This is a genomic window from Mycobacterium sp. E802 (assembly GCF_001666875.1).
Taxonomy (GTDB): Bacteria; Actinomycetota; Actinomycetes; order Mycobacteriales; family Mycobacteriaceae; genus Mycobacterium.
This window is the reverse complement of sequence record NZ_LZJD01000046.1, coordinates 85,355-99,903: the sequence shown is the minus strand read 5'-3', so window position 1 is coordinate 99,903 and position 14,549 is coordinate 85,355. Positions and strand designations below refer to the sequence as shown.

At 66.5% G+C, this 14,549-nt stretch carries 9 protein-coding genes and 1 tRNA gene; 4 read left to right on the top strand and 6 right to left on the bottom strand.

Going from position 1 to position 14,549, the window contains the following annotated elements; translation table 11 throughout:
• Positions 1–8 precede the first annotated feature (8 nt).
• The 6 genes from ettA to A5699_RS06815 all read right to left on the bottom strand — a co-directional run bounded on the left by ettA (position 9) and on the right by A5699_RS06815 (position 9,930).
• Positions 9–1,682: an energy-dependent translational throttle protein EttA gene (gene ettA, locus A5699_RS06840; RefSeq protein WP_067767297.1), complete on the bottom strand. Its 1,674-nt coding sequence runs from the start codon at positions 1,680–1,682 to the stop codon at positions 9–11.
• Positions 1,683–1,794: 112 nt separating this feature from the next.
• Entirely contained in the window at positions 1,795–2,244 is a 450-nt protein-coding gene (locus A5699_RS06835; protein ID WP_067767294.1) for a single-stranded DNA-binding protein, read from the bottom strand.
• 157 nt (positions 2,245–2,401) lie between these two features.
• Entirely contained in the window at positions 2,402–4,426 is a 2,025-nt protein-coding gene (locus tag A5699_RS06830) for a cytochrome c oxidase assembly protein (protein ID WP_067767291.1), read from the bottom strand.
• A gap of 49 nt (positions 4,427–4,475) precedes the next feature.
• A complete protein-coding gene (locus tag A5699_RS06825; RefSeq protein WP_067767286.1) occupies positions 4,476–6,848 on the bottom strand; it encodes a glycerol-3-phosphate 1-O-acyltransferase in 2,373 nt (790 codons plus the stop codon).
• The gene (locus A5699_RS06820) at positions 6,845–8,434 is read right to left on the bottom strand and encodes an HAD-IB family hydrolase (RefSeq protein WP_067767283.1); all 1,590 of its coding nucleotides are present in this window, start codon (positions 8,432–8,434) and stop codon (positions 6,845–6,847) included. The genes A5699_RS06825 and A5699_RS06820 overlap by 4 nt, the downstream gene beginning before the upstream one ends.
• Before the next feature lie 26 nt (positions 8,435–8,460).
• The gene (locus tag A5699_RS06815; protein ID WP_067767280.1) at positions 8,461–9,930 is read right to left on the bottom strand and encodes a wax ester/triacylglycerol synthase family O-acyltransferase; all 1,470 of its coding nucleotides are present in this window, start codon (positions 9,928–9,930) and stop codon (positions 8,461–8,463) included.
• A 232-nt stretch (positions 9,931–10,162) separates the two neighbouring features.
• On the opposite strand from A5699_RS06815, the gene A5699_RS06810 reads away from it, so the two are divergent.
• The 4 genes from A5699_RS06810 to A5699_RS06795 all read left to right on the top strand — a co-directional run bounded on the left by A5699_RS06810 (position 10,163) and on the right by A5699_RS06795 (position 14,536).
• Positions 10,163–10,238, top strand: a tRNA-Arg gene (locus tag A5699_RS06810).
• Between the two features lie 194 nt (positions 10,239–10,432).
• Positions 10,433–10,921, top strand: a complete 489-nt coding sequence (locus A5699_RS06805) for a universal stress protein (RefSeq protein WP_067767277.1) — start codon at positions 10,433–10,435, stop codon at positions 10,919–10,921.
• A 322-nt stretch (positions 10,922–11,243) separates the two neighbouring features.
• Positions 11,244–11,684, top strand: a complete 441-nt coding sequence (locus tag A5699_RS06800; protein ID WP_067767274.1) for an MmpS family transport accessory protein — start codon at positions 11,244–11,246, stop codon at positions 11,682–11,684.
• A complete protein-coding gene (locus A5699_RS06795; protein WP_067767271.1) occupies positions 11,681–14,536 on the top strand; it encodes an RND family transporter in 2,856 nt (951 codons plus the stop codon). Before A5699_RS06800 ends, A5699_RS06795 begins: the two co-directional genes overlap by 4 nt.
• Positions 14,537–14,549 lie beyond the last annotated feature (13 nt).

Genomic DNA, 14,549 nt, shown 5'->3' with positions numbered 1-14,549 from the left:
GTCACGGGTCAGTCCCGGGTCAGTCTCCGGTGGGTTACCCGATGTGGACGAGCAGCCTCGGCCCCGAGACGTTGAATCTTGTTCTCCTCGTAGGCACCGAAGTTGCCCTCGAACCAGAACCACTTGGCCTCGTTGTCGTCGTCGCCCTCCCACGCCAGGATGTGCGTGCAGGTGCGGTCCAGGAACCAGCGGTCGTGGCTGATCACCACGGCGCAGCCCGGGAACTGCTCGAGCGCGTTCTCCAGCGAGGACAGGGTCTCGACGTCGAGGTCGTTGGTCGGCTCGTCGAGCAGGATCAGGTTGCCGCCCTCTTTGAGGGTCAGCGCCAGGTTGAGTCGGTTGCGCTCACCACCGGACAGCACGCCGGCGGGCTTCTGCTGATCCGGCCCCTTGAACCCGAACGCCGACACGTAGGCGCGCGACGGGATCTCATTCTGGCCGACCTCGATGTAGTCCAGGCCGTCGGAGACCACCTGCCACACAGTCTTGTTCGGGTCGATTCCGGCGCGGCTCTGGTCGACGTAGGACAGCTTGACCGTGTCACCGACCCGGACCGTGCCGCTGTCGGGCTGCTCGAGCCCGACGATGGTCTTGAACAGCGTGGTCTTGCCGACGCCGTTGGGCCCGATGACGCCGACGATGCCGTTGCGGGGCAGGGTGAAGGACAGGTCCTTGATCAGGGTGCGGCCCTCGAAACCCTTGTCGAGGTGTTCGACCTCGACCACCACATTGCCCAGCCGAGGCGGGGTCGGGATCTGGATCTCCTCGAAGTCGAGCTTCCGCGACTTCTCGGCCTCGGCGACCATCTCCTCGTACCGACCGAGGCGGGCCTTGTTCTTGGCCTGCCGGGCCTTGGCGCCCGAGCGGACCCAGGCCAGTTCTTCCTTCAGCCGCTTCTGCAGCTTCTGGTCCTTCTTGCCCTGAACCTCGAGGCGCTCGGCCTTCTTCTCCAGGTAGGTCGAGTAGTTGCCCTCGTAGGGGTAGGCCCGGCCGCGGTCGAGTTCCAGAATCCATTCGGCGACGTTGTCGAGGAAGTAGCGGTCGTGGGTGACGGCCAGGATGGCGCCCTTGTAGCTGGCCAGGTGCTGCTCGAGCCACAACACGCTCTCGGCGTCCAGGTGGTTGGTGGGCTCGTCGAGCAGCAGCAGGTCCGGCTTGCTCAACAGCAGCTTGCACAGCGCGACGCGTCGCTTCTCACCACCGGAGAGGTGGGTCACCGGCTCGTCCGGCGGCGGGCAGCGCAGGGCGTCCATCGCCTGCTCCAGCTGGGAGTCGATGTCCCAGGCGTCGGCGGCGTCGAGCTCCTCCTGCAGCTTGCCCATCTCTTCCATGAGCTCGTCGGAGTAGTCGGTGGCCATCAGCTCGGCGACTTCGTTGTAGCGATTGAGCTTGGCCTTGACGGCGACGCCCTCCTCGACGTTTTCGCGAACCGTCTTGTTCTCGTCGAGTTGCGGCTCCTGCATCAGGATGCCGACAGTCGCGCCGGGCGCGAGGAAGGCGTCGCCGTTGTTGGGCTGATCGATGCCGGCCATGATCTTCAGGACGCTGGACTTACCGGCCCCGTTGGGGCCGACGACGCCGATCTTGGCGCCGGGCAGGAAGTTCAGCGTGACGTCGTCAAGGATGACCTTGTCGCCGTGCGCCTTGCGGACCTTGCGCATCGTGTAGATGAATTCGGCCATGCCGTGAGGTGCCTTTCGTCAAGCTCTGCAGGTACGTCGGATGGGCGCGCGCGCATCGTGGCGCGGCAAGCCCGACTTGCTCGCGACCCATCCTAGGCGTGGCCGAATGTGGCTAGGCCGACAGTGGCAGGTCGCCCGCGTCGACCTCGGTTTCCGGGTCATGCTCCACGTCACCGGGCTCCGGATCGGCCACGGGGGCCGTCGGCCTCGGCAACGGCGCCACCTTGGCCGTGCAGCGGGACAGATCGGGCCCGACCGCGGTGGCCCGCACCTCCACCGACGACCGCCGCACGCCCTCCTTGTCGTCGTACTCGCTGGTGTAGATGTGCCCGGTGACCACCACGGCGTCGCCCTTCATCAACGAGGCACTCGCGCCGGTGGCCAGATTCCCCCAGCAGTTGACGGTCACGTACAACGAGTTGCCGGACTCCCAGGTGCCGTCCGGCAGGCGCCGCCGCGAGTTGCTGGCCACCCGGAACTTGTAGAGGTCCTGATCGCCGAACCGCAGCCGGACCGGGTTGGTGATGATGTTTCCGACGATGGTGAACGGGGTCTCGAACATTGGGGTTCCTTTCGCTTCATCGATTCCGGCGGCCCGGTGCCGAAGCGTCGCGACCGCCTTACGCAGCCATTGACCGTCCGCGCCCCGACAGTGGGCACGAAGACGACCGCGCAACACCGTCGGCTGTGGATGAAACGCGCGCTGGGGATAACTCCGCTCAGCCCGAGGGACGGTCGCGCCGCGCCATCTCGGCGAGCATGGCGTTGTACGCCGCCAAGTCGGCATCGTCGTCACGGTCGGCGGCACGGTCCAGGCGCTTCGCGGTGCGCTGGTCGCTGCGGCGCCACTGGATCAGCAAGGCGAGCATCACGATCACCAACGGGACTTCGCCTGCAGCCCAAGCGATTCCACCACCGAGGTGCTGATCACCGAGAAGGTCGGTATGCCAGGGCAGCTGCAGTGAGCGGTAGAACGACTCGCCGAGCACCGTGTCCATGCCCATCATCACCACGCCGAAGAACGCGTGCAGAGGCAGTGAGGCGAACACCATGCCGATCTTGACCAGGTGCGAGATCGGCCGCGGGGTCGGATCGATGCCGATGACCACCCAGTAGAACAGGTAGCCCGAGAGCAGGAAATGCACGTTCATCAGCACGTGGGCGGCGTGGTTGCTCACCGCGGCGTCGAAGATGCCGCCGAAATACAGGCCGTAGAAACCCGCCACGAACAGCACGGTCGCGATGATCGGCTGGGTCAGGATCTGCGATACGCGCGAGTGCAGCGCGGCCAGCAGCCATTCTCGCGGGCCGGGCGGTGATCCGCGGCCCGCGGCCGGCAACGCGCGCAGGGCCAGGGTCACCGGCGCCCCCAGCACCAGCAGGATGGGAACCAGCATCGACAGCAACATGTGGGCGATCATGTGCATGCTGAACATCGCCGGCATGTAGCGACCGAGCCCCGACGAGGTGGTCAACAGCAACGTGGCGCAGCCCAGCAGCCAGGCGATCGTGCGGCCCACCGGCCAGGCGTCACCGCGACGGCGCAGCCGGTACATCGCCGCCAGGTAGACCGTCGCCCCGAGGATCGCGGCGGTGCCGAACAGCAGGTCGAATCGCCAGTCGAACAGGATGCGTGTCACTGTCGGTGGGCCGGCGAAGTCGTATCCGATCGCCACCTCGGCGGCGGTCGGGGTCCTCCCTTCCGGCGGTGGCGGAGTCCGTCCCAGGCCGACGGCGATGCCGAAGGTGACGCCGAACAGCGCGGCCTCGGTCAGCGCCAACCGGATCAGCGGGCCCCGCGAGTCAGGGTCGGCGGCCAGGGCGGTCAGGCTCACCCGGCGCTGAGCCCACCCCAGTACGCCGAGCAGGGTCAACGCCACGATCTTGGCCAGCACCAGCCAGCCGTAGGTGGTGTGCACGAGGTCGGCCGGCTGCATCCGCACCAACGCGTTGACCACACCGCTGAAGGCCATCGCGACGAAGCACCACAGCGCCAACGCCGAGAACCGGCGCGCGGCCAGCGCGGTGTTCGAGCCGTCGGATCCGCCTCGCATGGCGTGGGCCAGCAGGGCCAGCAGGCCGCCGGCCCACAACGCCGCGGCCACCAGGTGGATGAACAGGCTGTTGGTGGCCAGGTCGTGAGCGCCGCCGGCCGACGAATGTCCGGTCAGGACAAGCGGCATCAAGGTCAGCAGCGACCCGCCCAGCAGCACCGGCGTCCATCCCCAGCGGAGCACCGGCAGGCTGGCAATGGTGACCGCGGCAGCCAGAATCGCCGTCCAGCGCCAGGCGGCGGCAACGTCGACCAGATCCGCCGCCGACCACACGTCGGCGGGACCGAGGTGCTCGAGCAGTGGCTGCCCGGACACGTCGGAGACCGTCAACGGCACCAGCAGCGCCGCGCAAACTGTCCACACCCCCGAGGCCGCCGAACCGAGCCGCAGCGCCCGGTAGCCGGCGACGTCGAGCACGCCGTTGGCCTGGGGCGCCGCCAAGAACGCCGCGAACAGGAATGCCCCCACCGCGACGACGGCGGCGATCTCCCCCGCGGCGCGCACGAACGGCAACCCGTAGGTGGTCACCGGGCCGGGATCGGGCAGGCCGGTGGCGGTCAGGGCGTCGGCCAGCGACAGCGCGCCGATACCCGCCGCCACCGCTCCGGCGAGCAGGCCGACACCGACCAGTACGGGCCACACCGCGCTGTTACGCACGCTGGAGGCGGTCACCCGGCCGGCAGAAGTCATGGTTCAAGGGTATGGCGTGGCGCCCGCCACGCCGTGCCCGCCGGTCCGGTCAGGTCGAGCGGTATCGCTGCGCGCGGCGCTGTTTCTCCCGGAAGTAGAACTGTTCGCGCGCGATCTCGTCGACCTTGTCCATGTCGGCGACGATGCCGCGCAGTTCGTCTCGGAACGCGTCCCGGCGCGTCCGCAGGTCCGGGCCGCTCGTCAGGAGACCCTGATCGGCGGCCACCTGCCGCGCGGTGGCGAACAGCAGCGCCGAGACCGACTCGTTGCTGCACACTCGGCCCTGCGCGACGTACTGGCGTCCCACACCCAGCGCCCGCTTGGTCAGATCCCGTTCGCCCACCTCGGGCGGGGCGTCGCGGAGCACGTCGGCGACGATCCCGTAGGCCTCGAAGAACGGCCGCAACATGGCACCCACCAACAGCGGCTTCTTGGTGCGCAACATGCCATAGATGCCGTCGCCGCCGGCGCGGACCGTGGCTTCCCAGCCGCCCGCGGTCTGGCCTTCCGGGCTGCGGTCGTACCAGGACAGCTCTTCGGCGATGTTGTCGCGGAACGCCACCGAATCGGCGAAGTAGAAATCGAACTTGAGCAGGTCGCGCAGCCGCATCACCTGATCCCAGAAGGCCTGTAGTGGGTCATCGGTGACGTGGGCAGCATGGGCCAGCGCCAACTCGACGATCGAGGTCTCCAGGAAGGCATGGATCAGTGAGTTGCGGTAGAACGCCGCTTCCAGTTCGTCCTCGGGGGCGATCCGCCACACCGGCTCGTGGCCGCCCTCCACCAGGGTCACGGGGTGGCCTCCGGACAGCGCGTCGACGGCTGAGCGCACCCCTTCGGTGGTGCGCAGTCGCAGCGCGCTGTTGGTCATCGGAGTGTTCTTGCGTTCCAGGTAATCCAGTGAGTCCTGCAACGTGTGGTGCAACTGATCGAGCGTCAGCGCGACACCGCGGGCACCCAGCAGCAGCGCCGAGACCAGGTTGGTCGCGTTGACCGGCGTGGCGCGCAGGATGCGCCAGGCCACCTCGAAGGCCATCTTCTGCAACGCCAGCCGTTTGGCCGCCTCGTCGTGAGCGATGGCCCCGTTGGGCTCCCCCAGGTGCTCACGCATCGACACGGCCTCGGGGAAGCGGACATAAATCTTGCCGTAGTTGCGCTCACCCTGGGCCTTGATGAAGTTGTAGAGCCAGCTCAACCCCTCCGGCGTCTTCTCGCCACCACGGGCATACGCCGCGTACTCGGCGGTCTCGTGCAACTGGTCGAAGCTGATCGACACCGGTTGCAGCAGAATGTCCTCGCTGCGGCCGTCGAGGTAGGCATTCGCGACGTAGGCCAGCAGTCCGAGCTTGGGCGGCAACATCTTTCCGGTCCGCGACCGGGTGCCCTCGATCGACCAGTTCAGGTTGAAGCGCTTTTCCACGATGTAGCCGACGTACTGGCGCAGCACATACTTGTACAGCGGGTCGTCGAGTTTACGGCGCAGGAAGATGACGCCGGAATGCCGGAACAACGGACCCATCAGGCCGAAAGACAGGTTGATCCCGGCGAACGTGTACACCGGGGGCAGCCGGTTCTCCTGCATCGCCACGGGCACGATCACGCCGTCGAGATAGGACCGGTGTGAGAACAGCAGCACCGCCGGATGCCGTTCCAGCGCATGGCGCATCGACTCGATCTCGGAGCGGTCGTAGTCGATGCGCGGATCGAAACCGCGGCTGAAGATCGCCCGGCCCATCGTGGGGATCAGGTCCACCGAGAACCGGCTCCATCCGGTGGAGAGCTCGTCGAGCATCTCGCCGGCCTTCTCCACCGTGGCCCCGGGGATCTCTTCGAGGCCCTGCCGGAACCGGGCCGAGTCGAGCATCTCCGGTTTGACCAGCCGCGGCGACTTGTATTCGGGGCCGAGCAGGCGAAGTTCGACCCGCTCGATCGCCAGGGCCGCCCGGCGGAGCACGAATCGGGCGAATTCCCTGGGGTTTTCGGCGACGGTGGTCTCACTCCACTGCTTGCGCAACTCCGACACCTTGGCCGGTTCGCCGGCCACCATCCGGGCCCGCGACGGGTCCTTGCGCAAGATGCGCCGCTGCAGCATCTCGGGCGGACGGTAGGTGTCGCGACCGGAGATCAGCCCGACCACCTTCAATCGGGTGGGCAGTCCGCCGGGCACCCAGAACACCCGGACCGGGACCACCAACCGGTCCTCGTCGGCCTCGAGTTCCTCGACCAGCCGGGCCAACACCCCGGGCGCCGGTTCATCGGTGGCCGGCAGCTGCAACACCTCGACGGTGGAATCGGGATGGTCGTGCCGGTGCGCCTTGAGCCAGTCGTTGAGCAGTTCGAGTTCGGCGGCCGAGGACACGGACGCGAGCACCAACGCGTCATCGGTGGTGCTGAAACTGGGGAAATCCTCCAAGGCCGTCACGGTCGGCCCTCGGCCGTCGAGCCGGTGTTCGGGTTGACCGACTTGGGCGCAGCCTTTTTGGCGGATGCCTTCTTTGCGGGTGCTTTCTTGGCGGATGCTTTCTTGGCGGGCACCTTCTTGGCCGGCCGCGTATAGATGTCGAAGGTCGGCAGCTCGTCGTGCGGCCAGGATGCCAAGGTGTCGAGGTAGATCTGGCGGACCTCGGCGATGCGGTCGCCGAGGTTGTCGACGGTCCAATCATCCACCGGGATAGGCGGATACACCGCGATGTCCACCTTCCCCGCGTTGAATGTGCTGGAATCGCGGGCCGCGATCACCTCGGCATTGCGGATCACGATCGGCACGATGGGGATGCCCGCGGCCATCGCGATGCGGAACGGCCCCTTCTTGAACGGGCCGACCGCGGTGGTGTCAAGCCGGGTGCCCTCAGGGGCGATGAGGATCGACAAGCCTTTGCGGGCAAGCTCTTCCACTTTGTGCAGGCCTTCGACCGCCTTCTCAGGGTCGTCCCGGTCGATGAAGGCCGCATCCATCACCTTGCCGAGGGGGCCCATCAGCGGGTTGCGCTCGAGCTCTTTCTTTCCGACGCCGGTGAAGTCGACGCCGACCAGCCGGCCCGCGATCATCGGGTCGGCCTGGTTGCGGTGGTTGAAGATGAACACCGCGGGACGCTGGGCGGTCAGATTCTCCTCACCGAGAATGTTGAGCTCGATGCCGGTGGTGAGCATCAGCAGCTTGCTCCAGTTCGACGTGAAGAAGTTGATCCCGGTGCGCTTGTTCCGGGTGAGCAACCCGAGGCCGACGGCACCGGCAGCGACCGTCGGGATGGTGGCCAGGCTGGCCAGCGTGCGCAGTTGTGCGACCGGGCTGCTGCCGCTGCGGCTGGTGAACTTCAGCACCGGCCATCCGCGTTTCGCCGCGACGGCGGCGAGCTTGCCGGCGGGATTCGTCGGCCGCGGATGGCCCACCAGATACATCAGGGCGACGTCCTCGTCCCCGTCGGCGTAGAAGTAGCTCTTGGCCAGGTCGATCCCGTTGGCTGCCGAAAAGTTCTGTACCGCACGGGCTTTACCCGGACCCCAGATGATCGGCGCGGCCACCTCGCCGGTGATCAGACCGCTGTCGTCGGTCTCGAACTTGTTGCACAGCACGTTGTCGATACCCAGAAACCGGGCCACCGATTCGACTTGAACCGTCAGCGCCGACGAACTCAGCACCACGGTGTGGCCGCGAGCCTGGTGAGCACGGACCATCGCCCGCATCTCCGGATAGATCCGCCCCTGCACATGTTTGACGAACAACCGTTCGCCCAGTTCGTCGAGATCGCTGAGGGAATTTCCTCGCAGCATCCGGGCGCCCTTGCCGATCAGGTCCTCGAACTCCGAGCGGCCCAGCTGGTGATTGAGCCCGGCCTGCACCATCCCGATGAACTCCCCCACGCTCATCTGGCCGCGGCGCAACCGGTCCTGGGTCATCAGCACCCCGGTGAATCCGGCCACCAGGGTGCCGTCCAGGTCGAAGAAGGCACCGATCTCCGGGCCCTCGGGGCTGGCCTCGATCTCGGCCAGGGTGCCGGGCAGCCGCATGGGCCTCACCTTGTCCTGTTCTGAAGTCATTGGCCGACACCTTTTTTCGGCGCGGCATCGTCGAGAATGAACGACGCGGGTGCCGCCCGGCCGTCCCCGCCCAGCGCCAGCACTTCGTCGAATCCCTCCAGTAGGCAACGTGCGAACAACGGCTCGTCGGTGATGGCGGCCCGGTCGTACCGCGCCGTGACGGTGACGTACCCGGACCTCGAGATGAGCACCACCATCATCGCCACCCCGGGTAGCGGCCCCAACCCGTAGTGCCGCAGGATCTTGGCCCCGGCGACGAAGGTGTCGCCGGGGTAGACCGGGACGTTGCTGGCTTGCACGTCGGAGTTCACCACCGACCCGGCCACCGACTCCAGCACGGCATCAGGCAGCAGGCTCAGCACGGGCGCGATCGAGCCGACCATGTCGATCGCGCGCTCTTCGCGCTTGCTCGTCATCTGCGACCGGACGGCCTTGATCCGGGTTTCCGGGTCGACGATCCCGATCGGCGCAGCCAGGTTGACTCCGGCGAAGCGGTTGCCGCCGGCCGGATCGTCCTGGGACCGCAGGTTGACCGGCACCGCCATCGGCAGCGTCTCCAACGGGATGCCCTTGGCGTCGTGGTACCGCCGCAGCGCCGCGCACAACCCGGCCAGATAGGCGTCGTTGATCGAACCACCGGCGGCCTTGGCCGCCCGGTGCAGATCCGCGAACGGAATGTCGATCGCCTCTGAGCGCGAAGACAAGCTGCGCCGACGCAACAACGGTGAGTGGTGGGCGGCCGGACTCATCACCCGGGCACCGGACATCGCGTAGTCCACCACGCCGCTGACCGCCGAGACCGGATCGCGCACGACCTTGCTCGCCACTCGGGCGGCCTGCCCGAGCGCGCCAAGAACGCCACCGGCAATCGATCCGGGAAGTCGGTTGATGCCCTGGCGCATCAGGTCATTGGGTGAGAGGTCCTGCGGAATGGGCAGTGGCGCCGCGGCGGTGGGTTCCGGATCGCGTTCGAGGTCGTAGATGCTGGCGAACATCTCGACCCCGCCGACACCGTCGGTCACCGCGTGGCTCAGGTGCAGGATGGTGGCGGCTCGGCCGTCGGCCAGACCCTCGACCAGCGTGGCGCTCCACAGCGGCCGGGTGATGTCCATCGGCGATTGCAAAGCCACCTCGGCCAGGTCGAAAACATCACGCACCGTGCCCGGTGCGGGCACCCGGACCCGGCGCACGTGATAGTCGAGGTTGAAGTCGGGGTCGACGACCCAGCGCGGGGCGGCTGTGGGCAGGGTGGGCATGACGACCTTCTGCCGCAGCCGAAGCACCTTGCGTGACGCATAGTCGAGGCGGGCGCGGAAACGGTCCCAATCCGGTGCGGTGTCGAGGATCTCGACGCCCATGATCCCGGACCGGGTGCGCGGATTCGCCTCTCCTCGATGCAACAGCTGGTCGACGGCACTCAGCTCTTCGGGTAGTCCGGCCGCGTCCAACTCCGGCACGTCACTCATCACGCGGTCCCTCTCCCGTCCCCTGGCCACCAGTGTGGCGTCCACGCTAGTCCGCTGCCGCCGCCCCGGGAGGGCTTTGCCGGGCGTCCGTCGCGCGTCGCCCGCCTCACGCCGAGGTACGGGTTTCGTCGATCGGCGGAAGGTGTTTGTCCGTGCGGTTCGAGCAGCCCACGTGGTGCATATCTGTTTCGGCAACGACACCCACGCGGTGTAAATTGTGGTGGTCCGACTTGCCCCCGTGGCGCAACGGATAGCGCATCCGGTTTCTACCCGGTCGGTTGCAGGTTCGAATCCTGTCGGGGGTGCCATGTCTCGTTCGTTTGACGTGCGCTCTCGTTCTTGAGCGCACCGTACCCCGCACATCCGGCAACTCCATGTCGGTCGAGTGCTCGCTCAATAGTTCGGTTGACCCCCTCATGCGGCACGAAGCCAATCTCCACCGCCGGAAGATTCACGTGCACTAAGGTCTGTCTGTCCTGGTAGTCGACAGTTCGGAGACGACATGAGCACCTATCGGACGATCGTCGTCGGCACCGACGGCTCGGACTCGTCGTTACGGGCGGTCGACCGCGCCGCCACGGTGGCCGCGCAGGAGAGCGCGAAGCTCATCATCGCGAGCGCCTACCAACCCGTGGTCGAGAAGGGCGGCTGGTCCAGGCCGCCGTCGCATGACCATGTGGTCGACACCCGCGCCGCCGACAGTCTGGGCAGCGAGGGCTACAAGATGCACGGCGCTGCCCCGGTCTACGAGATCCTTCAGGTGGCCCGCGACCGGGCGAAGGCCGCGGGGGCCGCCGACATCGCCGAGCGTGCCGTGGAAGGTGCGCCGGTCGACGCACTCGTGAAGCTGGCCAAAGAGGTAAACGCGGATCTGATCGTCGTCGGTGACATCGGGCTGGACTCGGTCGCCGGACGCCTGTTGGGCTCGGTGCCCGCCACCATCGCCCGTCGAGTCAAGATCGACATCCTGATCGTGCACACCGCCGACTGAGGCGGGCGCTGTCACCGCCGGCGTGATGGCCTACTGCCGGTGATCTCGGCAAGCAAACCGCTCACCGCCTGACCGCGTTTTCCGCCGCGGTCGGTTCCCGAGACGAAATACGTTCGAGGCAACCAGTTCTCGACGCCGTCGCGCCGCGCGTGCTGCCTCGTTGGGGGCTAAAAATTCCATTTGGGAAGCAACTGTGAGGAAGATCAAGATTCCTTAATGGAACGTTGTTGATCCACTAAGGGGCTGTTACGTTCATCCGGTTGACAGCGCGGTCGGGGCGTTTCTCCGTCGGCGTGCGCCGATCCGGAGAGGTGGATGTGCCGTGGCGACGGTATTTCGGCTGGCGAAACGCTTCTGGATTCCGTTGGTTCTGGTGGCCGCCGTGGCCGTCAGCGGATTCGCGATGAACCGCATGCACGGCATCTTCGGCACCCACATCACGACCGATCCCGGAGCAGCCGCCGGCGACGACATCGTCGAGTTCAACCCCAAGCGCGTGGTCTACGAGATAACCGGGCCCAGCGGGACCAGCGGCCACGTCAGCTACCTCGATGCCGATGCCCAACCCCACACGGAGAGTTTCAGCTCGTTGCCTTGGCGGCACGAAGTAATCACCACCCTGCCCACGGTGTTCGCCAACGTGGTCGCCCAAGGAGACAGCGAAGTGATCAGCTGCCGGATCGTCGTCAACGGTGAGGTCCGAGACGACCAGACCGTGACCCAGCACAACGCCCAGGCCTTCTGCTTGGACAAGGCCGCATGAGCAACCACAGCGCCACCACTGAACGCAAGGGCATCGCCCGCGTCATCCGCGTCGCCGCCGTCCCGATCATCCTGGCCTGGGTGGTGCTCGTCGTCGTGCTGAACGCGCTGGTCCCCCAGCTCGAGGTGGTCGGCCACGAGCATTCGGTGTCGCTGTCACCGCAGGACGCCCCGGCGCTGGTGGCGATGAAGAAGATCGGTGAGCGCTTCGACCAGTTCGACTCCGACACCATCGCCATGGTGGTGCTCGAAGGTGACGAGCCGCTGGGCACCGAAGCCCACCACTATTACGACGAGCTGGTCCGCACCCTGCAGGCCGACACCAAACACGTTCAGCACGTTCAGAATTACTGGGGCGACCTGATCACCGCGGCGGGCTCGCAGAGCACCGACGGCAAAGCCGCCTACGTTCAGGTGAACCTCGCCGGCAACCAGGGCGAGACGCTGGCCAACGAATCGGTCGCCGCGGTCCGAAAGATCATCGACGAATCCCGTCCGCCCGCAGGCGTGAAAGCCTATGTCACCGGCCAGGGTCCGCTCACCACGGACATGAACGAGGCCGGCGACAAGAGCATGATCAAGATCACCTTCGTGACGATCGCCGTGATCGCGGTGATGCTGATCGTGGTCTACCGGTCGATCGCCACGATGTTGCTGATGCTCATCGTGGTGCTGCTGGAGATGTCGGCCGCGCGCGGTGTGGTGGCGGCCATCGGTCACGCCGGACTGCTCGGCTTGTCGACCTTCTCGGTGAGCCTGCTGACCTCGTTGGCCATCGCGGCGGGCACCGACTATGCGATCTTCCTCGTCGGCCGCTATCAGGAGGCGCGGCAGAAGGGTCAAGACCGAGAAGCCGCGTACTACACCGCTTTCCACGGTGTCGGCCACGTCATCCTCGGTTCCGGGCTCACGGTTGCCGGCGCCATGTTGTGCCTGCATTTCACCCGATTGAACTACTTCAGCTCGATGGGCATCCCGAGTGCCATCGGCATGTCCGTGGTGGTGCTGGCCTCGCTCACCCTGGCGCCGGCGATGCTGGTCGCGGGCAGCCGGTTCGGCCTGCTCGACGCCAAGCGCACGCTCCGCTCCCGCGGCTGGCGCCGGCTCGGCACCTCGGTGGTCCGTTGGCCGGTCCCCATCCTGGTTGCGGCAATCGCCGTCGCACTCATCGGGCTGCTGGCCCTGCCCGGCTACCAGACTTCCTACAACGAACGGTTGTACATCCCCAAGGATCTCCCGTCGAACGTCGGATACGCCGCGGCCGAACGGCATTTCACCGCTGCTCGGATGAACCCCGACCTGCTGCTCGTGGACGCGGGGCGGGACTTGCGCAACCCCGCCGACATGATCGTGCTCGACAAGATTGCCCGAGAGTTGATCCGGGTGCCCGGCGTGGCCCGTGTGCAGAGCATCACCCGGCCGCTGGGCCGGCCCATCGCGCACAGCTCGGTGCCGTTCCAGGTGAGCATGCAATCGGTGTCGATGACCGAGAACCTGCAGTTCCTGCGCGAACGCATGGGCGACATGAACACGCTCACCGATGATCTCGGCCGGATGATCGCGATCATGGAGAACATGCTGGGCTTGATGAACCGGATGACGGACATCACCCACGAGCTCACGGCGAGCATGAACGAGATGCAGGCCAGCACCAACGAAATGCGGGATCACATGGCTGATTTCGACGATTTCATGCGGCCGATGCGCAACTATCTGTACTGGGAACCGCACTGCTACGACATCCCGATGTGCCACTCCATGCGATCGCTGTTCGACGGGCTCGACGGCATCGACACCATGACCGAGACCCTCTCGGACTCGGTGAAGAACATGAACGAGATGGATCAGCTGATGCCACAGCTGGTGGCGCAGCTGCCACCGATGATCGCGATCTCGAAGTCCATGCAGGGCACCATGAAAACGATGTTCAGCACGTTCAACGGGCTGGTCGACCAGATCGGCAAGATGACCGATACCGCATCGGTGATGGGCCAGGCGTTCGACGATGCCCGCAACGACGACTCGTTCTACCTGCCACCCGAGGCATTCGACAACCCCGACTTCAAACGCGGGCTGGATCTCATGGTGTCACCGGACGGGCAGGCCGCACAGTTCATCATCACCCATGACGTGGATCCGGCTACCACAGAAGGGATTTCGCACGTCGACCCGATCCTGAAGACGGCCCGGGAGGCAATCAAGACCACGCCGCTGGCCGACGCCAAGATCTACCTCGGCGGGACGGCGGCAACCTACAAGGACATTCAGGTCGGTGCCCAGTGGGACCTGCTGATCTCGGCCGTCGGCGCCATCACCCTGATCTTCATCGTGATGCTGGTGATCACCCGCGCGTTGATCGCCTCGTTCGTCATCGTCGGCACCGTGATCCTGTCGCTGGCCGCCTCATTCGGGCTGTCGGTGCTGGTGTGGCAGTATCTGCTGGGCATCGACCTGCACTGGATGACCTTGGCGTTCTCGGTGATCATCCTGCTGGCGGTCGGCTCGGACTACAACCTGCTGGTGGTCTCGCGGATGAAAGAGGAGATCGGCGCAGGCATCAACACCGGGATCATCCGGGCCATGGGCGCCACGGGCGGTGTGGTCACCGCCGCCGGCCTGGTCTTCGCGTTCACGATGGCGTCGATGGCCACCAGCGATCTGATCGCGATCGGGCAGGGCGGTACCACGATCGGCCTGGGCCTGCTGTTCGACACCCTGGTGGTGCGCTCGCTGATGACCCCGACGATCGCCGCGATCCTCGGCCGCTGGTTCTGGTGGCCACTGCCGGTGCGCCAGCGGCCCGCGCGCTTCCTGTCCGACCGGACCGCCCCGATACCGGTGGCCAGACGGTGATCGACGGTTCGCC